The sequence below is a fragment of the Clostridium sp. K13 genome (assembly GCF_019734195.1).
GTDB lineage: Bacteria > Bacillota > Clostridia > Clostridiales > Clostridiaceae > Clostridium.
This window is the reverse complement of sequence record NZ_JAASHM010000001.1, coordinates 187,469-210,065: the sequence shown is the minus strand read 5'-3', so window position 1 is coordinate 210,065 and position 22,597 is coordinate 187,469. Positions and strand designations below refer to the sequence as shown.

Below are 22,597 nucleotides of genomic sequence, written 5' to 3'. Positions count from 1 at the left end.
TCTCCTCCTTACTCTACCATATAAAATATTTTATATAACTTAGGTCTAAAAATAATTTCTACCTCTTCTTTATCATTTTTAATAAATAAAACATCAATTTCTCTTATACTCTCTGTTTTACCAGCAAATATCTCTTTTAAATAAAGTTTTCCCTCATCTATAATAAACTTTAAATTTTCATTTTTACTAAAAACATATTCATAGTTAATATTTAAGTCCTCTTTATATCCATATATAAAGCCTTCTACTTCTTCATTATTCTCTATTAAACTTACTATCTCATTTAATAAACCATACTCTAAATCATTTACATAAAAAATATCTTCTTTTATTTCATAAAGATCACACTTACTTAAATTAGATATTATAATTTTAGAATTATAAATTATTAATATAGTTAAAATATTTAATAATATTAATACCTCTAACATTATTACACCTTGTTTTTTTCTCATATACACCTTCCTCTTGATTTAGATGATTTATTTTCTATATAATAGTAAATCAAATTTTCCTTACGTATAACCTGAAAATCTTTAATCTTATCTAATAGTGTATTATTGCCAACAGAAACTATTTCTCCATTATAATTTAAAGTTCTAACAACAATTCTCTCGTCTTTTAAGTAAATTATTTTAATAGAAATTTCTCCATTTATATCTTTGAAAGTTACTACTATATTATCTGACTTAATATCATTAGTTAATTTATCTGTAAATACCTTATTTTCTTCAATAGAAACTATTCCATTGCTGTTGCATATAGAATCTATATTTAGTAATGCATTATCAAACTTATCTTCACTGTAGCATATATCAATATTAATAAAATAATCTTTTATAGTTTCATAGGAAAGAGTTAATGTTACTCCACCTAATAAAAGTACTATAGCTAAAATTATAACTACCTCTATCAATGTATATCCTTTTTTATATTTACTCATAGTAATCCATCCACCTGTATTTACTAAACCTTCTATCTAAACTCTCATCTTTAGTATCTAAGATAATCTCTATTTTAATATCTACTTTATTAGGATCTTCTGTTGAAATTGCTTTAATTATTATTTCATCACCTTTTGGCATTGCTCCTAAATCACATCTTGATAAATCAAATATAAAATCATCATAAACTTCTAATTTTAAATCTGAAGTATTAGTTAAAGCTAATATCTCTTCCATTGTCATATTATATTTTACTTCTTGCATTATACAGTAAATAATTCTATTAGCCTCTTCTATTTCTTTACGTCTAAAGGAGCTTTTTATATTTTCACCTATCAATAATGCTACTATTAAAAACATTGATAAAATAATATTAACTCCCACTATAGTTTCTATAAAAATACTTCCTTTCTTTTTCACCTTATTCTCCTTCATAAATATTAACTGTATCTATTCCAGTAGCAATTGTAACCCTATATACCTTTCCATCGTTATCTACTATTCTTATAGTATCTGAGCGTGAAAAATTCCCTAATTTGTTTATATTTAATCGGTTATTACTAGTAAATTTAAACCCATCTTGCAATGATATACTCTTTACTACAGTACCCTTTTGTGATATATCTTTAAAAATTATTTTTCCTTCATTATTATTAATTTCAATTTCTCCATATCTTTCATGATATTTACAATAATACTTACTATAACTAATTAAGTTGCTTATCTCTGTTGTAATACCCTTGCCCTTAATCCTACTTGTAATCTCCTTATAAGATTTAGCTATATTCAATGTTGGCAGAATTAATAGTGCAATTATTGCTAATACAAAAATAACCTCTATCACTGTATATCCTTTTTTCACTTTTACTCCTTATATCAATACAATATCTAAAAGTGGCATTATAAACTTAATAATAAAACTTACAATTATTATGCCTATAAATAATATCAAAAAAGGTTGTATTAATTGTGTTAACTTGTTTATTTTAGTAGTTAAATTTTTAAAAACCTCTTCTTCTAATAACTGAAATCTTTTATCTAATGAACCACTCTCTTCTCCTAATTTTATATGTGCTAATGTATATTTAGAAAACATTTCTGTTTCAATCATTGATTGTGATAACATTTTCCCTGTTGTAATATCATTATTTATTTTTTTAATATTTCTATTTATGGTTTTTCCAAGCTCACTTTCACAACAGTACTGTAACCCTATTGCAATGTTAATTCCACTATTAATTACTACTGACATTAGAACAATAGCTATATATTCATTAACCAATTTATATATAGGTATTCTTTCAATTAACACGCTAAAGTATTGCTTTAAGAAGTTTTTAACAATAAAATATGGAATTATTATACTTATAATAGTTAATTGAGTAATTACTAATATGGGATTATTGAAAAGCTTATCCTTGAATAATATTATATTAGAATATGCAATTGGTACTTCCCTTCCCATTGATTCATATATATTACTCATATTAGGAATAAAGAAGAATAAAACAAAAATCCCTAAAAGCCCTAGCGCTCCTAATAAAATCATAGGATATGTTAATGCTCCTATAATTGCTTTCTTTATATAAAATATTTTACTATAAAATATCTCTAACCCTTTTAATACATAAACTATCTTCCCTGTTCTTTCACCTATATCTACCATAGAGTTAAAGAAATTTGGAATAAGAACTCCCCCCTTTTTAAATCCATCATATAAGCTTGCACCTTCTCTAATATCCTTTTCCATAATTTTTAGTAATTCTTTATATTCCTTCTTTAAGGGCAACTCATCTATTAAACTTAATATATTTAATAGAGAAATACCTTCATCATATAAACTTCCTATATTTCCTGCCATCAGAGCCAAATCTCTATAACTAGGCTTCTTTTTCATAATTAATATTAATTCCCTCCATTTCTATAAAGCTTTCATAATCCTCTAGAGATATATCTCCTTTCTTTAATAAATCATTCAAATTATCTATCATTTCAAAATTTGATAATATATGAGTATCATTATAAATATTCTTAATATTATTTTTCATTTTATTATCAATCACATGTATAGCAGCTACTAATGCCCTTCCCTTATATCCAGTATAATTACACTCCTTACATCCTCCTCTTTTAAAAGTACTTCTATTTTCTTTATCAATAATTCTTTCTCCTACTTTACTCTTACACTTCTTACATAATAATCTAATAAGTCTCTGTGATATTATTCCAACTAGAGAATCTCTTATTAAGTATTTCTCCACCCCCATATCTTCTAACCTAAAATATACTTCTCTTGGATCACGAGTATGAATAGTAGAGTAAACCTTATGACCTGTTAAAGATGCTCTTACTGCCATTTCAGCCGTTTCTTCATCTCTAATTTCTCCTAACATAACAATATCAGGATCTTGTCTTAATAGGCTTCTAAGCCCCTCTGCAAAACCAATATTTAATGTTTTATTTAAATTCATTTGATTTATACCTGGTATCACTGCTTCGATTGGATCTTCTAAACTAGATATATTTACTTCATCTTTGTTTAGTTCCTGAAGCATACAATAAAGCGTTGTAGATTTACCCGATCCAGTGGGCCCATTTACTATAGTTAATCCAGTATTAACTTTCATGATATATTTTAGTTTCTTTTTTTGTTTATCTGTTAAGTTTAATTTATCTATGGAATAGTCAAATACATTTCCATATAAAACTCTTATAACTACCTTTTCTCCATAGACAATTGGTATTATCGATACTCTTAAATCATAATCCTTCTCCTCATATCTAAAGGTTATTTTTCCATCCTGTGGCTTTCTTTTTTCTGTTATATCTAAGTTAGAACTTATTTTTATTTTAGATAAAATAGATATATACTCCTTATTTTCAAATATAAACATACTTCTTAATAACCCATCAATCCTAAATCTAACTAGTATAGAATCTTTATACGGCTCAAAGTGTATATCTGAAGCCTTTAGCTCTATAGCTTTCTTAAAAACCTCATAATCAGCATCTCTTTTATATCCTAAATATGATATTTTAAGTAAATATTCTAGTTCCTCTTCACTTATAGTTACTATTTCAACTTTCTTTCTAAATATAAATTCAAATTCATCTATTATCTCCTTACTATATTTACTTGCATAAATATAAACCTTCAACTTATCCTCTTTAAAAGGAAATGACTTTATCTTTTTTGCTTTTTGTTCACTTATCTTTCGTACAACTGCAATATCCATATTTTTAATTAATTCAATTTTTACCACTTTTAAATCACCCTTAATAAAACTTTCCACCACCTTTGCTTTTATACAGTTTTTCATTTCAAATCCTTAACTTTTGTAACTTTTAACAAAATTTAAGGAATTTTTATTAAAAATAAAAAAAGAACTTAGAAATTCTTCTAAATTCTTCTTAACTCTTCTTAATTAATATTTATAAAATTACAACTTTTTATAGTATCAGAAACTAAAATTACACTTCCATCTGAATATTTATATAAATGTTCTGGCTGTCCATTTGAAGTGCTTCCAACAAATAATATCTCTCCAGATTCATTAACTGATAATCCTTTTTCTGAATAAATTATACTTGGAAAATCAAATAATAATCTTTTTATTTCACCATTATTAAGCTCATAAATGGAATAACTATTATTTTTTACTCTTCCTAATATATATAGCTTACCATCAACAGATTCTATATCATTTATATCAATTACATCCTTTGAAATTTCATTTACAGTTCCATTTATATTAATTATATTAAGAACTGTATCTTCTCCATAATGTTCTTCAACTAAAGCTAATCCATCATCTATATGTTTTAAAAATTTAACGTATCCGTTATTTATTTTATAAAGATTTTCTTCACTATTTGTTTTTACATCATAAGTAAAAATACCATTGATTTTTTTATCAGTATCAACACCATAATAAGCTAATTTTTCATCTGTTATCCAATCTATAAACTGTCCAGAAATTACAGCCTTATTATCTAAAAGTATCTCTTTCTTATTTTTCAAATCCATAACTGCAGGTTCTAAATATTCATCATTTATAAAATAAAAAACATAATTTCCTTCTGGTGAAATTTTTAAACTTGATATTTTATTATGATCTATCTTTATATCACTAGAATTATAATGTATATAAAAACTATTATCCTTATAAAAAGTATATGTATTAGACTCTATATTATAGTTATTTATTACTTTATCTTCTGTATTTACCTCTTCATAACTATTTTCAGAGTTAAAATTGAAGGTTTCATAATTGGTGCTTTCATCTACAAATGCACCTTTATTTAAGTTTATTTTACTTTCTTCTTCTATGCCTTTTTTACTGCAGCCTAGAAAAAATACAGTAGTAATCATAAGCTGAATTATAATCATTCTTCTTTTAAATTTTCTTTTCGCCATTTACTCTTTTCCTTCTTTTTTAGTACGCTTCACCACTACAAATAAACTCTGCATCTCCAATCATATAAATTGAAGTCCCCTCTATCTCTATTCTTAATTTTCCTCCTGGAACTGTAACATTAACTTTATCTTTTGTTAACTTTAGTTTATTGCATATTACAACTGATGCTGAACACCCTGTTCCACATGAATAAGTTGCTCCTGCTCCCCTTTCCCATGTTCTAACTAAAATATTTTCATCATCAATTACTTTAACAAAATTAACATTAGTACCTTCTTCAAAAAGTTCATACGTCTCTATATATTTACCTTCAGTAACATCATAATTCTCATCTTCCACAAAAATAATAGTATGAGGAACACCTACTAATATAGACGAAGCTCTATAATTTTTTCCGTTAACAATAATTTCTTCATCTATTAGTTTATCTTTATTTTTTAAAGGTATCAATGATCCATCAAAAGATATTTCCCCCATATAGACTTTTACTGTTTCTACTTTTTTATTATTACTTACTTTAAGCTCTAATTTTTTAACTCCATCTCCAGTTTCTACAGTAATTATTTCTTTATTTATAATATTATTTTCAAAAACATATTTTCCAAAACATCTAATAGCATTTCCACACATATTAGCTCCAGATCCATCGCTATTTACTATAACCATTTTTACATCAGCTATATCTGATTTTCTAACTAATACTATTCCATCTGCTCCAATACCAAATCTTCTATGACAAAGCTTTTTAGCTAAATTACTTTCTTGTCCAATATATTTATTATCTAAATCTAATAAAAAAATAAAATCATTTCCTGTACCATGCATTTTTATAAATTCCATAATTTTCTCCTCCATAATTACAACCGTTTTACTAATACATAAATTAATGATATACTTACTTTAATTAACACTAAAGAAAGGATGACATTTATGGCAATAGACGGTATCTACTTATATAGTTTAGTCCAAGATTTAAAAAAATCAATAATAAATTCTAAAATTGATAAAATAAATCAACCTGAAAAGGATGAAATAATAATAACCTTAAGAAAAGAACGAAAAAATTTAAAACTTTTAATATCTGCATCTCCTAAATATCCAAGGTTTAACTTAACTACAGTTGTTAAAGCTAACCCTCTTCAAGCACCTATGTTTACAATGGTTCTTAGAAAATATTTAATAGGCGGTAAAATTATAGATATTGTTCAGCAAGAAGGTGATAGAATAATTAAATTTCTAATAGAAGCTTCTGATGAACTTGGTTTTAATAGTGTTTATACATTAATCGTTGAAATAATGGGGAGACATAGTAATATCACTCTTGTTAGAGAAAGAGATAATAAAATAATGGAGTGTATAAAACATATAGCACCTTCTATGAATAGTTATAGAGTTTTATATCCTGGAATAACTTATAAATATCCCCCAGAATCACCAAAGATTAATCCGTTCTCTTTTAATGATACCACTTTACAAGAGTTTGTGGAGAATAATTCAATAATTTTTAACAAAAATTTCTTTGTTTCTTGCTTTACCGGCATAAGTAAACCATTATCGGAGCATTTATTTATTGAATATAACAAAAAATATGCAGATTTCTCTATAAACAACATTTCTATCTTTGTTAATAATTTTATAAATACACTTTTAGATAATGAGTGCTTTAAAATATATAAAGATAATAATGGAAATTATATTGACTTTTACGTTACTTCCCTTATTCAATTGGAAGAAGAGTATTCTGCTGAAGTTTTAGAAGATATTCATGAATTAATGGATAAGTATTTTTTAGAAAAGGATAAACAAGAACGTATTAAAGGCCGTTCTGTAAATCTTCAAAAGCTTGTTACTACAAATATTGAAAGATGTATAAAAAAAGAAACTAAATTAAATGATCTTTTAAAGAAATGTGAAGATAAAGATGATTTTAAAATTAAAGGTGATTTATTAACATCATATATATATAGTATAAAAAAAGGTGATAAGGACTTTACTACTGTTAATTTCTTTAGTGAAGATGGTGAAGAAATTACAATTCCTTTAGATGAAAATAAAAGCCCTTCTGAAAATGTACAAAGTTACTATAAAAAATATAATAAATTAAAAAAATCTGAAGAATCTGCTCTAGAACAACTTGAGAAAAATGATGAAGAGTTACAATATCTATATTCTGTATTAACTAATATTGAAAATTGTGAAAGCTATACAGAAATTGATGATATAAAAGAAGAATTAATTTCTACTGGATACGTAAGAAAAAGAAAATCTAATGGCAAGAATTCAAAAAAATCTAAATCATCTAAACCACTACATTTTGTGTCATCAGATGGAATAGATATTTTTGTAGGTAAAAATAATATTCAAAATGATTATCTCTCTTTAAAATTTGCCAACAAAAACTTTATGTGGCTTCATACAAAAAATATCCCTGGATCTCATGTTATTATATGTTCAAATGATGTTCCAGACAAAACTCTTGTGGAAGGAGCTACCTTAGCAGCTTATTATAGTAAAGCTAAAGATTCTTCAAAGGTTCCAGTTGATTATACTTTAGTTAAAAACCTTAAAAAGCCAAATGGTGCAAACCCAGGAATGGTTATATATCATACTAATTATACAATGTATGTAGAACCTTCTGATGTTAATAATTTAAATATAGAAAAGAAATAATTAATATTGAAAAATTGTTACTAGCAATAAATAAAAGGTGAAATTGCTTTGCAAGTTCACCTTTTTATTTTCTTAACTTTTTAATTATATTTAAATGTGATTTACAACCATATCTCCATGATTTTTTATTTTTTCGTTATCAAAATATTGATAGTAATAACATTTTAATTTACCATTGTAAAGCTTTCTGTTCTTAGTAGCTTTTCTTCCAAATGGTGTTTCAAATCCTTCATATGAAGTTAGAATATTAAAATCCCAAGTATCTAATTTTCTTTTATTCATTCCTAAGTACTTATAAAGTTCTTCAACTTCCTTCTTTTCTCCTAGTCTTTCACCATATGGAGGATTAGTTATGATAAATGCATTCTTTTCACTGCTTGAGAATTCCTTAAAGTCTCTCTTTTGGAATTCAATATATTTAGCAACTCCTGCTTTTTGAGAGTTACTTCTTGCTATTTTAAGCATTCTTCCATCTATATCATAACCTATAAGCTTTATATCTTTATTCTTTATAGATCTTTCTGCACCTTCTTTAACTTGCTCATAAATATCAGAACCTATTGTTGGCCATGTTTCTGATACAAAGTTTCTGAAAAGTCCTGGAGCTATATTTTGCATTATCATTGCTGCTTCTATTAATATAGTTCCTGAACCACAGAAAGGATCAACTAAAGTATAATCTTCTTTCCATCTAGAAATTAAAACTAAAGCTGCAGCTAAAGTTTCTTTTAATGGAGCTATACCAGCTTCTTCTCTATAACCTCTTTTATGAAGTCCTACACCACTTGTATCAATAGATAAAGTTACTACGTCTTTTAAAATTGATACTTCTATTTTGTAAACTGGACCATCTTCACTAAAATGGCTTATTCCATAATCTTCGCTCATACTTGTTACTATTGCTTTTTTAACAATTGATTGACAATCTGGAACACTAAAAAGAGTTGACTTAACAGATTTACCTACTACATGCATTACTCCATCTTGAGGAATAATTTCACTCCATTTTACCTTTTTAGTTCCTTGGAAAAGCTCTTCAAAGCTTCTTGCTTCGAATTCTGCCATTTTTATAAATACTCTATCTGCTGTTCTTAAATGTACATTGGCAATTGCAATATCCATTTCATCACCTGCAAAATGCACTTTACCATTTTCTACTTTTAAATCTTCATAACCTAAAGCCTTAAGCTCTTTTGCTGTAATTCCTTCTAATCCAAAAGTAGTTGTTGCTACTAAATTATATTCCATTGTTTACTGTCTCCTTTTATGATTCGTATATTTTAACCGAATCATTTCCGTCTATTTCATTTATTTCTACTGCAACTATTTCAGTCTTTGATGTTGGTATATTTTTACCAACATAATCAGCTCTAATTGGAAGTTCTTTATGTCCTCTATCTATAAGTACTGCAAGTTGAATAGATAATGGTCTTCCTCCATCTATAATAGCTTCAATAGCTGCCCTAACTGTTCTACAAGTAAATAATACATCATCTACTAATATAACCTTTTTACCTTTTACTTCAACTCCTAAATCAACACAATTTAATTCAGGACTTCCTTTAATTTCTGTTATGTCATCTCTATAAAGGCTTATATCAACATATCCTACTTCTACAGAAACTCCTTCTATCTTTTCAATATTCTCTGCAATTCTTTTTGCTAATGGATATCCTCTTCTTTTTATTCCAATTAATACTATATCTTCAACACCTTTATTTTTTTCAATAATTTCATGTGAAATTCTAATTAAACTTCTTCTAATAGCATTATCATCTAATAAGTTAGCTTTTAACTTCATAAAAATAAACTCCTTATATTTTTCTCAATTTTTCTAGTAACTCTTTAAAATAGTTAGGTAATTCTGATGTAAACTCCATATATTCTTTAGTTCTAGGATGTATAAATCCTAATGTTTTAGCATGAAGCGCTTGACCTTCTATATTAAATTTTTGTCTCTTATAGCCATAAACTAAGTCTCCAACTAAAGGATGTCCTATAGAAGCCATATGTACCCTAATTTGATGTGTTCTACCTGTTTCCAAAGTGCATTTAACAAGTGATACACCCTTATTATATTGCTCTAACACTTCATAATGTGTTACTGCTCTTTTACCATCTGAATTAATTGCCATTTTTATTCTTTCTTTTTTATCTCTACTAATAGGTTTATCAACAGTTCCACTTATTGTACTAAACTTACCTTCTACTAAAGCATAATATTCTCTCTTTATTGAATGCTCTTTAAATTGAGCTGCTAAATCATTATGAGCTTCATCATTTTTAGCAATTACAAGTATTCCTGAAGTATCTTTGTCTATTCTATGTACAATTCCTGGTCTTATAACCCCATTAATACCTGATAAATCACTACAATGATATAATATACCATTTACTAAAGTTCCAGTATAGTTACCAGGTGCAGGATGAACTACTACACCCTTTTCTTTATTAACAACTAACACATCTTCATCTTCATAAATAATGTCTAAATTCATTTCTTCTGCTGAAACATTTAATTCAACAGGCTCTGGTACTTCTACTTCAATAAAATCATTTTTCTTAAGCTTATAATTACTCTTAATTACCTTACCATTAGCTTTAACTTTTTCCTCATCTATTAAACCTTGAACAAAAGATCTTGATTTTCCTTCTATCATTACTGATAAATATTTATCTATTCTTTGACCTTCTTCTTCAATATTAATATTAAAATTTAAATTTTCCATATTTTTTACTCCGTCTATTTATATTCTGTAGACATTATAATATATAAATAGAGCATTCTCAATAGTAGTAGTAATTATAAAGTCAAATAAATTAACTAAAGGAGACCAAAATTTCGGCCTCCTATATGTATTAGTTATTTGAATAGAATTTTTTTACAGCATTTATATCATCATTAAGATCTTCAACTTTGAACTCTTCTTTTTCATCTGAATTATAAATTTCAACCTCTTTTTCATGTAATTCATACTGTTCAACTGGTTGAGCTACATTATAATTTTTTGTTAAATCCTTTTCTAATTCATCGAAGGTTTGAAGTTGAGTATTCATAAAGCCTCTAAACTTAGCTCTAAATTTTATAAATTCTTCTTTTACTCTCTCATACTCATCATTTATAGCTACAACATCACCATGCGCCTTATCTAATATTCTTTGAGCTGTTTCGTTAGCATTTCCAATAATTAATTCTGCTTGCTTTTCTGAGCTTTCCTTAGCTTGATCTGCAGCATTTTGGGCTAATAATAAAGTATTTTGTATTGTTGCTTCTAATTTTTCATAATGTTCAAGTTTTTCATTTATCCTACTTAAACTTTCCTTTAATCTAGCATTTTCTTTATAAACCTCTTCATAGTTTTCAACAACTTCATCTAAGAATTCATCTACTTCCTCAACTGAATATCCTCTTATTCCCTTTTTAAATTCCTTATTGTTTATATCTATAGGAGTTAATTTCATTCCATCCACCTCTTCTATATGAATTTGTTCATTTTAACTTTATATCTTCCACTTTTTGTATTCCCAACAATTTCCCCTATTATAAATTTTCCTACCCCAGAAATCGTTATTCTTTGGCCATCTTTTATTTCTTTACTCTTATCTATAGACTTAGAATAATCTATTAGTACTTTACCACTATCAATAATATCAACAGCTTTCCCCCTAGATATATTAGCCAATTTAGCAACTACATTATCTAATCGTAATGAAGGAACTATTATTACACCCTCTAAGAAATTACTTTTAGGTAAATTATCTTCATCAACCTCTTCTGTTGATACTGGTGCTCTTCCTACACTTCTTAATTCGTATAAAATATAATCTGCTACCTCTTCATATATGGGAACTATTGCAAAATCATCAATTACCCGTAAATCTCCAAGCTTTTCTCTTTCTATTCCTAATGCCATAATAGAACCTAAATAATCCTTGTGTGAAAGATTACTAAACTTAGACTTATTATTAATCTTAATAATTCTATATGGAAAAGGAGTAGAATAAATATTATTAAACGCTAGTATCCTTCTATCACACTCTTCAAAAGCACCTTTTGCCTCTACTAAAAAGTCATTACTATTAAAATTTTTAGTAAAATACATCCAAATATTTGGCTTGCAAAAAAACTTCGTGAAGGTTGGTATGCCCTTATTATAAGCTAGGTTCATACATTGATAAACTTTTATGACCTCTTCAGTATCTTCTTTTGAAAAATTTTTTAAAACATCTTCTTTTGATAACATTTTATAATAACATACCACTAATAAAATTTATTACTATTATAGCTAATAGTGGTGCAAAATCTATCATCATATTTCCAAAAAATCTTTCTTGGAGCCTTCTAAAAGGCTCCAAAATTGGATAATTAAAAGATACTAAAACCCTATAAAAACTACTTTCTTTAATACTAGGTATATAAGAAAGTATTACTTCTGCTAAAATACTTATGTCTAATAAACTAAATAATAAATATAAAAAACTACTTATGATTCCTATTGGAATCACCTCCTATTTATTCCAATTAAATAGTGCTTTTGAGCTTATTTCACTTCTTAATTCATTGCTAACTTCTACGTTAGATGGTGATAATAAATATACTCTTTGTTCAACTTCTTGAAGTTGAGCTCCTAATACACAGCATGCTCCACTAATAAAATCCACTAGTCTTTGAGCTATTTTTGTTTCCATTGCAGTAGTATTTACTACAACTATTTTTCTATTTTTTATAGCATCAGCTATTTCTCTTGCTTCGTCGTATGAACCTGGTTTAACAACCATAACCTTCGCTGTTGCTGAGTTATGAATATTAACTACCTTATTCCCTCTTTGTTTTGAAATTATAGGTTCTACTTCTTCAACCTCTTCTTCCTCTTCAACTTCTTCTAAATCTTCAAAGTCTTCGTCATCGTATTCTCCTAAGCCTATTATTTCCTTAAATTTTCCAAACATATTACTCATTTTATTCCATCCTCCTATTTTTCCCTTAATCCAAATATTCCGGAACCAATTCTAACTAAATTAGCGCCTTCTTGAATTGCAACTTTATAATCATTGGTCATTCCCATAGACAAAATTTCCATAGATATATTTTTAAATTTTCTTTGCTTCAATTCATCAAAGATTGTTTTTGTTCTACTAAAATAATATCTATTTTCTTTCTCATTTCCCTTAGGTATGATTACCATAATTCCTTTAACTTTTACATATTTACACTCTTCAATGGCAGAAAGCATATTTTCTAATTCTTCTTCATATATTCCACTTTTACTTTCTTCTTTACCTATATTTATTTGAATAAGTACATTAGCAGATAAATCATTCTTTCCAAACTCACTTTCTATTTTCTCTAATAGTTTCATGCTTGATAAAGAATGTATTAAGTAAACATTATTAACTAAATATTTTACTTTATTAGTTTGAAGCTTACCTATAAAATGCCACCTTATATCTTTTGGTAATACTTCCTTTTTAGAGATTAGCTCCTGAACCTTATTCTCTCCAAAGTCTCTTTGTCCAATATTGTATGACTCAATTATCATTTCTACTGGCTTAGTCTTAGATACTGCTACTAAAGTAACATCATTAGGTATCTCTTTTAAAATTTTTACTGTTTTTTCTGCAATACTAATATTGATCCCTCCTTTGAAAGAGTTAATTCTCTACATAGATTATTATTCTTCAAAAGTATAAAATTCCCTTCTTAATTTCCATTTAATTATAACATTTTTCTAGAAATTTTTTAATACTTTTTTTAATTTAATTATCTGCTCTCTCCATAAATTTGGGTTCTATAGATTTTTTAGCTTCTGGAATAGTAATTTCATTAAATTTTTCTATAGTTATATTTAACTTTCTAATTAATAATTGATTTATATGACTTCCTTCTGCAAGTAAAGACGCTTCTAACTGATCTGGATCTCCTATGGCATAAAATTTAAAAGGACTTCCTTCCATTTCATTACCATTTTCCTCAAATCTTATAAATGCCCATGCACAAACAAGTCCTGTAGTGTTTAAAATTCTATAATTATTTATAGCTATTCCTTCTGCACCTGCAGTTCTTAAATCATTTAGAACCATTGCAGCATCTGCTGAGTGTAAAGTTCTTCTATCCACTTCTAGTTGATCATCTTTATTTATATCATATTCTCCATCATAAATAGTTAAAATTATTCCTGGTCCCTTTGTTTCAACTGTACCTGCAAGGTCAGAGTAGGAAGATAATTGTTCTTTCATATGTTCAATTACCTTTTCATTATTTTCATTATCATCATCATAATCACTAATATCAAGACTAGAAATTTTTTTAGCCAATTCATAATTATCATCACTTAATGCTGTTATATCATCATATAATTTATTACGTTCCTCTATGGCATCTTTATACTCATTAGCATTCATATTAAGGAAACCAGTTGTTTCATTTATTCCAATGTTAGTTACAATTAAAAATCCAAGTGTTATGGAAGCAATTAAAATAAAAAACATATTTCTATGATTTTTCACCTTAATCACCCCTTTGTTTATTTTTATATTTTTCTAATAAAATTCTTCTAATAGTTCCAAAGTTATCAAATATTCTTCCACCAAACACAATTACAGCTGCAATATATATAGGAATTCCTAATTTATCACCTAAATAAGCAAGAGCAGCTGCAAGTAAGGCATTCCCAAAGAAACCTGATATAAATATATCTGGCTTAAAATTTTTATTGAGTGTTGCTCTAAATGCACCAAATACTGAATCCAAACATGCCAGTATAGCAACAGACATATAAGGAGAAAATTTTTCTGGTATATTTACATCAAATATTAATCCTAAAAGTACCCCTAATAATAAACCAATAAATGCTATCATAAATATTCCTCCCTTATTGAACTGGCTTTATATATTCATATCTTAGAGACTGTGTTGTTTTAACTATTGTTATATCATCCATTTGCTTAATATCGTTATTATAGCTTTTTAAAGCCCCATAATCTAAAACTCCTGGAAAGTTTACTGCAAGATTCAATTTACTTTTATCTCCTATTGCTTTTATAACAATTTCACTATTAGGATCTACTCTACCTGCCGATCCAATGGAAATTGAGCTTCCGGCCATTTTTATTCCTGTTTGTGGTGTAATTCGCATTTCGTTTATTGAAATAGCCTCAGCACCTGCATACCATAAAGAATTAATTATGTTTATAATTTCTTCCTCACTTACTGTATTTACTGTTTGAGTTCCATTTGCACCAAATACTGAGTTTTTAAGAGTCAATGTTATAACAATTCCTGGTCCTTTAACATCTAAAAGCCCTATTTGCATTCTCGCATTATCAAGTTGCTTTTTTATCTCTCCTTCAATTTCCCCTTCTTTTGCAGCTGCATCTTCAAGTTTCTTCAACTCTTCTGATAGAATTTCATTATTCTTTTGCAAGTCCTCTTTTTCTTTTTTTAACGTTTCTATTTCTGACAATATATCAGCACTATCGTAATCTATATTCCCACTATTTGCTATGCTTAACTGTTTAAATTGATATGTCAATAAAAACCCTAAAAATGCACAGACAACTGCAACAACTACTTGAGATAATACCTTCTTCATATTTGCCCTCCTATTCTACTGGTTCTACATCTTCTCCTTGTTCTGAAGCATCTTCTATTATTCCATTTTCTTCAGATATACCTTCTTCTATAGTAGGTTCTTCTTTAACTTCATCAACCTTTATTACTGGAGCTCCATTAAAACTAACATTTATATACCCTTTAGCAATGTTTATATCCTTATCTAACATAATTCTATACACATTTTCCATCTTATTGTGTATATCACTATCATCACCAAATAATATTTCTACATCTCCTATATATCCTATAATATTAACAATATTACTTATATCTAAACTTGAAAGATATATCGCTTCTCTATTTTTAGAAATATATGGATAGAAAGCCTTTAAAATATGCTTATATGAATTAAATTCATCAACTCTACTTTCATCATCCTTAGCTGAAAGATCAATACCTTTAATCTCCACTAAATTTCTACCATCAATATTATCTGTTTCCTCTAAAACTTCTAAATCATTATTAATAATTAATAATTCTATTCCATTATTAATGTAATATACAGGTGCTTCCTCTGTAATAGTAATTTCTAATGTATTAATGCCTTTTCTTTTAACTTCCACAGTACTTACATATCTATTACTTAAAACCTCCTTCTTTATGTCTTTTTGATTTACTGTAAATATATTTAGTCCAACTCTATCACTAACTCCACTTAAGAGAACATCATTTGAAATTGTGACATTTCCTTTAAAAACAATAGATTTAATATTAAATATAGGAGCTTTAGTAAGAAATATAAATACACCTACAACGACAACAATTGTCATTAATGATATCTTTTTTATTAATTTTTTTCTCTTTTTAGCTTTTATAAACTTTTTTACATCTCTCATTAGTTACCTTATTCCTTTTTAATTTCTATCTTTTACTATAATTTTATCATAAAACTTGTAATTTTTTATAATTATTTTACATTATTCTTTTTATATTGTACACAAAATTAAGAGCCCCTTTAACAAGAAGCTCTTAAAACTATTATTAATCTATTTTCTTTTCAACTTGCCTTGATATATTTAACAATATTCCCATTGCCGTCAAGTTTATTACTAGGGACGTTCCACCATAGCTAATAAACGGCATAGGTACTCCAGTAACCGGCATAGATCCAGTAACAACAGCAATATTTATAATAGCTTGAACTGCTATAATTGAAGTAATACCCATTGCTAAAAGCTTACCATAAGTATCCTTTGCATTCATAGCAACTCTAACCCCTCTCCATATAAATATTAAAAATAAAGTTATAATAACCAAGCAACCAATTAATCCAACTTCTTCTCCTATTATAGAAAAGATAAAGTCATTATGTGGTTCTGGCATATATAAAGTCTTTTGTCTTGACTGACCAAGACCAAGACCCGTAAGCCCACCTGAACCTAATGCTAAGAAAGATTGAATTAATTGATATCCAGCATCAGCTGCATCCTTCCATGGATCAATAAAGTTTAACATTCTTTCTCTTCTATAGTCTGAACTAAAAATAAAGAATATTGCTAATGTTAACATCGCTGGCATAATAATTCCAAACAAATGCTTAATCTTACCACCTGCTACAAAGAGCATTAAAAAAGTAACTATCATTATAATAGAAGCAATACTCATATTATGCTCAGCTAAAATAAGAGCAGCAAAGAAACCTGATACACATAAATAGGGTACTAATCCGTGCCAAAAATCCTTAACTTTATCCCCTTTAATATCTATACTAAGTGCTAAAAACATAACAACTGCATATTTTGTTAACTCTGATGGTTGAAAAGATAATGGACCTAATGAAATCCATCTTTTTGCACCATTAATTGCTGGAAAGAAAAATACAGCAATTAATAATGGTATTGTTAATAAAAGTAATTTAGGTGTTATCTTTTTTAATTTATGATAATCTATAGACATCATTACAGTCATTGATATTACACCTATTATTGCCCAAATCAATTGTCTTTTAAAGAAATACATACTATCGTTATTATGAAACATAGCATAAAAAGAACTTGTTGAGTATACCATAACAACACCTATTGATAGTAGTATACACAAGGTATAAAACATACCATAATCAATTTGCCCCATTTCTTTTTTCACTTTGGGCTTATAAAAACTCATAGACATTCCTCCAATTTAATTACTAAATTGCAAAAAACCCTATTATACATAAAATAACTGTTATTATTGAAAATACTGTAACTATTTTTACTTCATTCCATCCACATTGTTCAAAATGATGATGAATTGGAGCCATTTTAAATACTCTTTTTCCTGTTAACTTGAAGGAAGTAACTTGTATTATTACTGATAAAGCTTCTACAACGTAAATTCCTCCAACTATTACTATTATTAATGGATTACCACTTATTATAGCTATAGTAGTAATAGCTCCACCAATAGCTAAAGAGCCTGTATCTCCCATAAATACTTTTGCAGGATATGCATTAAATTTTAAGAATCCAATTAAACCTGCTATTAATGCTACTGAAAATACAGTTAGTGAATAATCTTTAAGTATAAATGTTAAAACTCCGAAAAATGTTAAAACTAAAACTGATACTGTAGATGCTAATCCATCTAATCCATCTGTTAAATTAACAGCATTTGTCATAGCTGCGTAAACAAATATAACAAATGGAACATATAACACACCTAAAGGAAGCTTAAAGCTAGTAAATGGTATCACAATATCATGTGGTAAATTAACATAGCTATAGTAACCAAATGCTCCAGATACTATTAGTAAAAGAAGCATCTTTTGCCATGCCTTTAATCCTTCACTTTGCTTTTTTAATATCTTTAAGATATCATCTAGGAATCCAATAAATCCAAATGCAATAAGTGAATATAATGCTACCATTCCTTTTTCGCTAAAGCTATCACTCATGATAAGCATAACTATTGCAGTTGAAAGAATAAACATTATTCCACCCATTGTAGGCGTTCCTGCTTTCTTTAAGTGACTCTTAGGTCCTTCTTCTCTAATGTTTTGACCAAACTTTAATCTTCTTAAAAGTGGTATTGTAATCGGGCCAAGTATTAAAGCTATAATAAGCCCTATTACAAAAGTTAATATTAATATTTTTGTTATCTCTCCTGGTAATATGTTCATAGTACTATCCCCCATATTTTACTGCTATAATTAGCAGTTCACCTCCTTCGTTGAATTACATCTCTTCTAATTTTTTAACAACATCTTCTAGTTTAACACCTCTAGATGCCTTAATTAATACTACGTCATCTAGCTTAACAATATTTTCTAATTCTTTTATGCATTCTTCTTTAGTATTATACATGATTATATTATCACTATCGAATCCATCTTTGAAGTTTTTTATGTATCCACCTATAACTATTAAAGTATCAACTTTATCCTTCGCATATTTTCCTACTTCATAATGAGCCTTTTCAGATTCATCACCTAACTCGTACATATCTCCTAGAATAGCAACTCTTCTTCCATTCTTATAAGCAGAAAGTACATCTAAAGATGATTTCATTGAATCTGGACTTGCATTGTAACAATCATTTATTATAGTAAGTCCTTGTTTTTTCACAACTTGTAATCTCATTGAAGTAGCTTCTAAATTTTCAAGTCCTTTAACCATTTGTTTAAAAGAAACACCTAAACATTCTGAAACTTCAATTGCAAGCATTGTATTTAATACATTATGCTTACCTGCCATTGGTAGATTAAATACAGCTTCTTCACCAAAAGCATGAGCTAAAAACTCTGTTTCTTCTTCTCTTAATATAATATTAGATGCGTAAACATCATATTCATGATTATAACCAATTTTTTTAACTTTAAATACATTTGATGAAATATTTTGTAATAACTTATCTTCACCATTAACAATTAATACATTTTCTTTATTAAAGAAAGTAGAAATTTCCATTTTAGCTTTTAAAATATTTTCTTGTGTTTTTAAGTTTTCTATATGAGATAATCCAATATTAGTTATAACCCCAATGTCTGGTCTTGCAACACTTGCAAGTAATTCTATTTCTCCTAAAGAACTCATTCCCATTTCTAATACAGCTACATCATAATCTGATGTTAATTCTAATATCATAAGTGGTAAGCCTATATCATTATTAAAGTTTCCTTTAGTTTTAAAAACTTTATATTTATCACTTAAAAGAGCTGCTATTAAGTCTTTAGTTGACGTTTTACCTGTTGAACCAGTAACTCCAACAACTTTAAGACCTAATTTTTCTCTATAGAATTTAGCTAAGTTTAATAGTGCTTCTCTTGTATTTTTTACCTTAATTATAGTTCCCTTACCTTGTGCATCTTGCTCATCAAACTTAACTTCATCTATTATAGCAACAGATGCTCCACTTTCTAAAGCTTTTATTGCAAAATCATTTCCATTAAAATTAGCTCCCTTGATTGCTAAAAACACATTATCTTTTTCTACTTTTCTTGTATCAATACATAGCTTATTAAAATTAGCTTCTTCTTTTTGTACTATAACTTCTCCGTCTATTGCATTTAGCATTTCCTTAAAAGTCATCTCCATAATAATCACTCTACCTTCATCTTTAAATATTATTTTCTCATTACTAAGTATACTTCTTTTAATTATAGACATACTTCTAGCTCAATATTCTAAAAGTAAAAGATTAACACTTTATTTACACATAAATTTAGCATGTGTATTTACCACATGCTAAAAAGTAAAATTCTTAATCTCCATACTCTGAACTTAATGTTAGCTTTACAGTAGTACCCTGTGAAATTAGTTCTCCGCTAGGAATATTTTGATTTATTACTACGCCTTCACCTTGAAGTGTATATTTTATTCCTAAACTATCTAATAGTTCTATAGCTGATTCCTTTGAGTAAGCTCTTACATCAGGCATAACAACATCTTTATTATATGTTGCATTTTGATCTGTGTAAAGATTTATTGTAGATCCTTCCTTAACAGTGTATCCTGGATAAGGTTGCATATTGGTTATTGTTTCTCCATCACCTTCTACAGTACACTCTAAATTATATTCCTTTAAAGCTTTTTTAGCATCTGACACTGATAATCCACGTAACTCCGGAATAACTATATCTTTCAAAATCACATTATCATCTTGTGAGAATTCACTATCTAAATAGTTAAAAATATCTTCTAATAATACCTTTCCTAGTGGAGCTGTAACTACACCTGCATAGTAAGCACCATTACTTGGTTCATCTATACTTAGAAAAACAGTTATTTGTGGATTTTCAACAGTTGCAAACCCTGCCATAGATGATATATACTTGCCTGATTCATAAGATCCAGTTAAAGGGTTTACCTTTTGTGCAGTACCTGTTTTAGCTCCAATATGATATCCTTCTAAATAAACTTTATTAGATCCACCTTGATTTACTGTTCTTTCTAAATAATCTCTTAAAGTAGCAGCTGTTTCTTCTGAGATTATATTTTCTGTAGTTTTTGGTTCAAATTCTTCATCAACTATCATGTTACCTTTGCTATCTACATGACTAATAGATTTCATAACATGAGGTTGAATTAATGTTCCACCATTAACTATAGCATTATATGCTGCCATATATTGAACAGCATTAACTGTATTTGTTTGACCAAAAGATATTGTTGCAAGGTCTGCATCATTCATATTTTCAGCAGATTTTATTATTCCTCTTGCTTCTCCTGGCAAATCAACTCCGGAAACTTGCCCAAATCCAAACTTCTTAATATACTCAACAAGTTTTTCAGCACCTATCTTTTCTCCTAATTTCATAAAACCAACGTTACATGAATTTTGAAGAATTTCAGGTAATATTTGACTTCCATGACCTGCTCTTTTCCAACAATGGATAGTGTGTGGTCCAACTTGTAGACTACCTCCACAATTAAAAGTATCAGATTCAGAAACCAAACCTTCTTCAATAGCTGTTGACATAGTAACTACCTTAAATATTGATCCTGGCTCAAATGTATCATTAACTAAGCTATTTCTCCACATTTTTTGAAGCTTTTCAGCATCTGTTTCACCTATAAAATCTTCATATCCTGCAAAAGGATTATTAGGATCAAAATCCGGTTCATTAACCATAGCTAATATTTCTCCATTTTGCGGATTCATTATAAGTATAGAAACTCTCTTTGCTTTATTATCAACAAGTCCTTTTTCTGCTACCTTTTCAGCTATAGCTTGTAAATTTTTATCTATAGTTAATGTTACATCTTTTCCATCAATAGGTGCAGTAAAATTTGATATTGTATAATCTAACGCTTCGCTATTTCTATCTAATTCAGTTATTCTTAAACCTGGAACTCCTGAAAGATATTCATTATATTGAAGTTCTACTCCTGTTAAACCTTGTCCATCACTATTAGTACTTCCAAGAACATGAGATAAAAATTGTCCTTCTGTATAATATCTTTGAGTATCCGGTGATACTATAACACCTTGAATATTTAATTCCTTAACTTTATCTGCTAAGTCCTTTTCGATTCTTCTTACTAAAATCGCTGAACCAGCATCATTACCATTTGCAAGCTTAGTTTCTAACTTATCCTTAACGGTAGCTGTATTCATATCTACAGCTTCTGCAATTAATGGTGCAATATCATCAGTACTTTTTTCATTTTTCTTCAAATATTGCCTAATAGAATTTAAATCAAAGTCTATTCTGTAAACATTAGCTGAAACAGCTAACTCATTTCCATTTCTATCTAAAATTCTACCTCTTCTTGCATCTATTCTAACTTCACTTGTCCATTGATCTTCAGCTCTACTAGAATAGTCGTCTCTTTTAACAATCATAATATAGGATAACCTAATAATTAACAAGGCAAACACAGCAGTAATAAACCATAGAGCTAATACCATTCTTTTACGCATGACTGCTCTATCTTTAAACCCTTTCTTATTCATATTAAATTCCTCCAAGAAACATTTAATTAATGAATAATAAAAGTTTAAAATACTACTGCTACGATATACCTTGT

The 22,597-nt window shown here is 27.8% G+C and carries 25 protein-coding genes; 1 reads left to right on the top strand and 24 read right to left on the bottom strand.

The window, feature by feature from the left end:
* Positions 1–8: 8 nt before the first annotated feature.
* The 8 genes from HCG76_RS01025 to dapF all read right to left on the bottom strand — a co-directional run bounded on the left by HCG76_RS01025 (position 9) and on the right by dapF (position 6,202).
* Positions 9–455 (bottom strand): hypothetical protein, encoded by a 447-nt coding sequence (locus HCG76_RS01025; protein ID WP_221698487.1) that lies wholly within the window; start codon positions 453–455, stop codon positions 9–11.
* Positions 452–943 (bottom strand): prepilin-type N-terminal cleavage/methylation domain-containing protein, encoded by a 492-nt coding sequence (locus tag HCG76_RS01020; RefSeq protein ID WP_221698486.1) that lies wholly within the window; start codon positions 941–943, stop codon positions 452–454. The genes HCG76_RS01025 and HCG76_RS01020 overlap by 4 nt, the downstream gene beginning before the upstream one ends.
* Complete coding sequence (locus HCG76_RS01015; RefSeq protein ID WP_221698485.1) at positions 936–1,364, bottom strand: hypothetical protein; 429 nt, start codon at positions 1,362–1,364, stop codon at positions 936–938. The genes HCG76_RS01020 and HCG76_RS01015 overlap by 8 nt, the downstream gene beginning before the upstream one ends.
* Position 1,365: 1 nt before the next feature.
* The gene (locus tag HCG76_RS01010; RefSeq protein ID WP_221698484.1) at positions 1,366–1,806 is read right to left on the bottom strand and encodes a prepilin-type N-terminal cleavage/methylation domain-containing protein; all 441 of its coding nucleotides are present in this window, start codon (positions 1,804–1,806) and stop codon (positions 1,366–1,368) included.
* A gap of 9 nt (positions 1,807–1,815) precedes the next feature.
* Positions 1,816–2,841, bottom strand: a complete 1,026-nt coding sequence (locus HCG76_RS01005; RefSeq protein ID WP_221698483.1) for a type II secretion system F family protein — start codon at positions 2,839–2,841, stop codon at positions 1,816–1,818.
* Positions 2,825–4,264 (bottom strand): GspE/PulE family protein, encoded by a 1,440-nt coding sequence (locus HCG76_RS01000; RefSeq protein ID WP_260457991.1) that lies wholly within the window; start codon positions 4,262–4,264, stop codon positions 2,825–2,827. Before HCG76_RS01000 ends, HCG76_RS01005 begins: the two co-directional genes overlap by 17 nt.
* Positions 4,265–4,365: 101 nt before the next feature.
* Positions 4,366–5,361, bottom strand: coding sequence for a hypothetical protein (locus tag HCG76_RS00995; protein ID WP_221698482.1), 996 nt, complete (start codon positions 5,359–5,361; stop codon positions 4,366–4,368).
* 19 nt (positions 5,362–5,380) lie between these two features.
* Positions 5,381–6,202, bottom strand: coding sequence for a diaminopimelate epimerase (gene dapF / locus HCG76_RS00990; RefSeq protein ID WP_221698481.1), 822 nt, complete (start codon positions 6,200–6,202; stop codon positions 5,381–5,383).
* 90 nt (positions 6,203–6,292) lie between these two features.
* Here dapF and HCG76_RS00985 point away from each other — a divergent pair, with 90 nt between their 5' ends.
* A complete protein-coding gene (locus HCG76_RS00985; protein ID WP_221698480.1) occupies positions 6,293–8,032 on the top strand; it encodes an Rqc2 family fibronectin-binding protein in 1,740 nt (579 codons plus the stop codon).
* A gap of 90 nt (positions 8,033–8,122) precedes the next feature.
* Here HCG76_RS00985 and HCG76_RS00980 read toward each other — a convergent pair whose 3' ends face one another.
* The 16 genes from HCG76_RS00980 to HCG76_RS00905 all read right to left on the bottom strand — a co-directional run bounded on the left by HCG76_RS00980 (position 8,123) and on the right by HCG76_RS00905 (position 22,523).
* Positions 8,123–9,280: a THUMP domain-containing class I SAM-dependent RNA methyltransferase gene (locus HCG76_RS00980; RefSeq protein ID WP_221698479.1), complete on the bottom strand. Its 1,158-nt coding sequence runs from the start codon at positions 9,278–9,280 to the stop codon at positions 8,123–8,125.
* Positions 9,281–9,296: 16 nt separating this feature from the next.
* Positions 9,297–9,833, bottom strand: coding sequence for a bifunctional pyr operon transcriptional regulator/uracil phosphoribosyltransferase PyrR (gene pyrR, locus HCG76_RS00975; RefSeq protein ID WP_221698478.1), 537 nt, complete (start codon positions 9,831–9,833; stop codon positions 9,297–9,299).
* 13 nt (positions 9,834–9,846) lie between these two features.
* Positions 9,847–10,761 carry an RluA family pseudouridine synthase gene (locus tag HCG76_RS00970; protein WP_221698477.1) on the bottom strand — a complete coding sequence of 305 codons (915 nt, stop codon included), beginning with the start codon at positions 10,759–10,761 and terminating at the stop codon, positions 9,847–9,849.
* A gap of 130 nt (positions 10,762–10,891) precedes the next feature.
* Positions 10,892–11,494 (bottom strand): DivIVA domain-containing protein, encoded by a 603-nt coding sequence (locus tag HCG76_RS00965; RefSeq protein ID WP_221698476.1) that lies wholly within the window; start codon positions 11,492–11,494, stop codon positions 10,892–10,894.
* 14 nt (positions 11,495–11,508) lie between these two features.
* The gene (locus HCG76_RS00960) at positions 11,509–12,276 is read right to left on the bottom strand and encodes a YlmH family RNA-binding protein (RefSeq protein WP_221698475.1); all 768 of its coding nucleotides are present in this window, start codon (positions 12,274–12,276) and stop codon (positions 11,509–11,511) included.
* A 1-nt stretch (position 12,277) separates the two neighbouring features.
* Positions 12,278–12,538 carry a YggT family protein gene (locus HCG76_RS00955; RefSeq protein WP_221698474.1) on the bottom strand — a complete coding sequence of 87 codons (261 nt, stop codon included), beginning with the start codon at positions 12,536–12,538 and terminating at the stop codon, positions 12,278–12,280.
* Positions 12,539–12,541: 3 nt separating this feature from the next.
* A complete protein-coding gene (locus tag HCG76_RS00950; protein ID WP_221698473.1) occupies positions 12,542–12,991 on the bottom strand; it encodes a cell division protein SepF in 450 nt (149 codons plus the stop codon).
* 14 nt (positions 12,992–13,005) lie between these two features.
* Positions 13,006–13,662 carry a YggS family pyridoxal phosphate-dependent enzyme gene (locus tag HCG76_RS00945; RefSeq protein WP_221698541.1) on the bottom strand — a complete coding sequence of 219 codons (657 nt, stop codon included), beginning with the start codon at positions 13,660–13,662 and terminating at the stop codon, positions 13,006–13,008.
* Positions 13,663–13,789: 127 nt separating this feature from the next.
* A complete protein-coding gene (locus tag HCG76_RS19310) occupies positions 13,790–14,539 on the bottom strand; it encodes a DUF881 domain-containing protein (RefSeq protein WP_221698472.1) in 750 nt (249 codons plus the stop codon).
* Position 14,540: 1 nt separating this feature from the next.
* Positions 14,541–14,891 (bottom strand): small basic family protein, encoded by a 351-nt coding sequence (locus tag HCG76_RS00935; RefSeq protein WP_195987731.1) that lies wholly within the window; start codon positions 14,889–14,891, stop codon positions 14,541–14,543.
* Between the two features lie 13 nt (positions 14,892–14,904).
* On the bottom strand, positions 14,905–15,624 hold the full coding sequence (locus HCG76_RS00930) for a DUF881 domain-containing protein (protein WP_221698471.1): 720 nt from the start codon (positions 15,622–15,624) through the stop codon (positions 14,905–14,907).
* Between the two features lie 10 nt (positions 15,625–15,634).
* Positions 15,635–16,483, bottom strand: coding sequence for a cell division protein FtsQ/DivIB (locus HCG76_RS00925; RefSeq protein ID WP_221698470.1), 849 nt, complete (start codon positions 16,481–16,483; stop codon positions 15,635–15,637).
* A gap of 145 nt (positions 16,484–16,628) precedes the next feature.
* Positions 16,629–17,753, bottom strand: coding sequence for a stage V sporulation protein E (gene spoVE / locus HCG76_RS00920; RefSeq protein WP_221698469.1), 1,125 nt, complete (start codon positions 17,751–17,753; stop codon positions 16,629–16,631).
* A 22-nt stretch (positions 17,754–17,775) separates the two neighbouring features.
* Positions 17,776–18,762 carry a phospho-N-acetylmuramoyl-pentapeptide-transferase gene (gene mraY / locus HCG76_RS00915; protein ID WP_221698468.1) on the bottom strand — a complete coding sequence of 329 codons (987 nt, stop codon included), beginning with the start codon at positions 18,760–18,762 and terminating at the stop codon, positions 17,776–17,778.
* A 40-nt stretch (positions 18,763–18,802) separates the two neighbouring features.
* The gene (locus HCG76_RS00910; RefSeq protein WP_221698540.1) at positions 18,803–20,161 is read right to left on the bottom strand and encodes a UDP-N-acetylmuramoyl-tripeptide--D-alanyl-D-alanine ligase; all 1,359 of its coding nucleotides are present in this window, start codon (positions 20,159–20,161) and stop codon (positions 18,803–18,805) included.
* A 166-nt stretch (positions 20,162–20,327) separates the two neighbouring features.
* Positions 20,328–22,523: a stage V sporulation protein D gene (locus tag HCG76_RS00905; RefSeq protein WP_221698467.1), complete on the bottom strand. Its 2,196-nt coding sequence runs from the start codon at positions 22,521–22,523 to the stop codon at positions 20,328–20,330.
* Positions 22,524–22,597 lie beyond the last annotated feature (74 nt).

Excerpts from the sequence above, each read along its gene's own strand:
- HCG76_RS01025 (WP_221698487.1), bottom strand. The coding sequence starts at position 455 with ATGAGAAAAAAACAAGGTGTAATAATGTTAGAGGTATTAATATTATTA.
- HCG76_RS01020 (WP_221698486.1), bottom strand. The coding sequence starts at position 943 with ATGAGTAAATATAAAAAAGGATATACATTGATAGAGGTAGTTATAATT.
- HCG76_RS01005 (WP_221698483.1), bottom strand. The coding sequence starts at position 2,841 with ATGAAAAAGAAGCCTAGTTATAGAGATTTGGCTCTGATGGCAGGAAAT.
- HCG76_RS01000 (WP_260457991.1), bottom strand. The coding sequence starts at position 4,264 with ATGAAAAACTGTATAAAAGCAAAGGTGGTGGAAAGTTTTATTAAGGGT.
- HCG76_RS00995 (WP_221698482.1), bottom strand. The coding sequence starts at position 5,361 with ATGGCGAAAAGAAAATTTAAAAGAAGAATGATTATAATTCAGCTTATG.
- dapF (WP_221698481.1), bottom strand. The coding sequence starts at position 6,202 with ATGGAATTTATAAAAATGCATGGTACAGGAAATGATTTTATTTTTTTA.
- HCG76_RS00985 (WP_221698480.1), top strand. The coding sequence starts at position 6,293 with ATGGCAATAGACGGTATCTACTTATATAGTTTAGTCCAAGATTTAAAA.
- HCG76_RS00980 (WP_221698479.1), bottom strand. The coding sequence starts at position 9,280 with ATGGAATATAATTTAGTAGCAACAACTACTTTTGGATTAGAAGGAATT.
- pyrR (WP_221698478.1), bottom strand. The coding sequence starts at position 9,833 with ATGAAGTTAAAAGCTAACTTATTAGATGATAATGCTATTAGAAGAAGT.
- HCG76_RS00970 (WP_221698477.1), bottom strand. The coding sequence starts at position 10,761 with ATGGAAAATTTAAATTTTAATATTAATATTGAAGAAGAAGGTCAAAGA.
- HCG76_RS00965 (WP_221698476.1), bottom strand. The coding sequence starts at position 11,494 with ATGAAATTAACTCCTATAGATATAAACAATAAGGAATTTAAAAAGGGA.
- HCG76_RS00960 (WP_221698475.1), bottom strand. The coding sequence starts at position 12,276 with ATGTTATCAAAAGAAGATGTTTTAAAAAATTTTTCAAAAGAAGATACT.
- HCG76_RS00950 (WP_221698473.1), bottom strand. The coding sequence starts at position 12,991 with ATGAGTAATATGTTTGGAAAATTTAAGGAAATAATAGGCTTAGGAGAA.
- HCG76_RS00935 (WP_195987731.1), bottom strand. The coding sequence starts at position 14,891 with ATGATAGCATTTATTGGTTTATTATTAGGGGTACTTTTAGGATTAATA.
- HCG76_RS00930 (WP_221698471.1), bottom strand. The coding sequence starts at position 15,624 with ATGAAGAAGGTATTATCTCAAGTAGTTGTTGCAGTTGTCTGTGCATTT.
- HCG76_RS00925 (WP_221698470.1), bottom strand. The coding sequence starts at position 16,483 with ATGAGAGATGTAAAAAAGTTTATAAAAGCTAAAAAGAGAAAAAAATTA.
- spoVE (WP_221698469.1), bottom strand. The coding sequence starts at position 17,753 with ATGAGTTTTTATAAGCCCAAAGTGAAAAAAGAAATGGGGCAAATTGAT.
- mraY (WP_221698468.1), bottom strand. The coding sequence starts at position 18,762 with ATGGGGGATAGTACTATGAACATATTACCAGGAGAGATAACAAAAATA.
- HCG76_RS00910 (WP_221698540.1), bottom strand. The coding sequence starts at position 20,161 with ATGGAGATGACTTTTAAGGAAATGCTAAATGCAATAGACGGAGAAGTT.
- HCG76_RS00905 (WP_221698467.1), bottom strand. The coding sequence starts at position 22,523 with ATGAATAAGAAAGGGTTTAAAGATAGAGCAGTCATGCGTAAAAGAATG.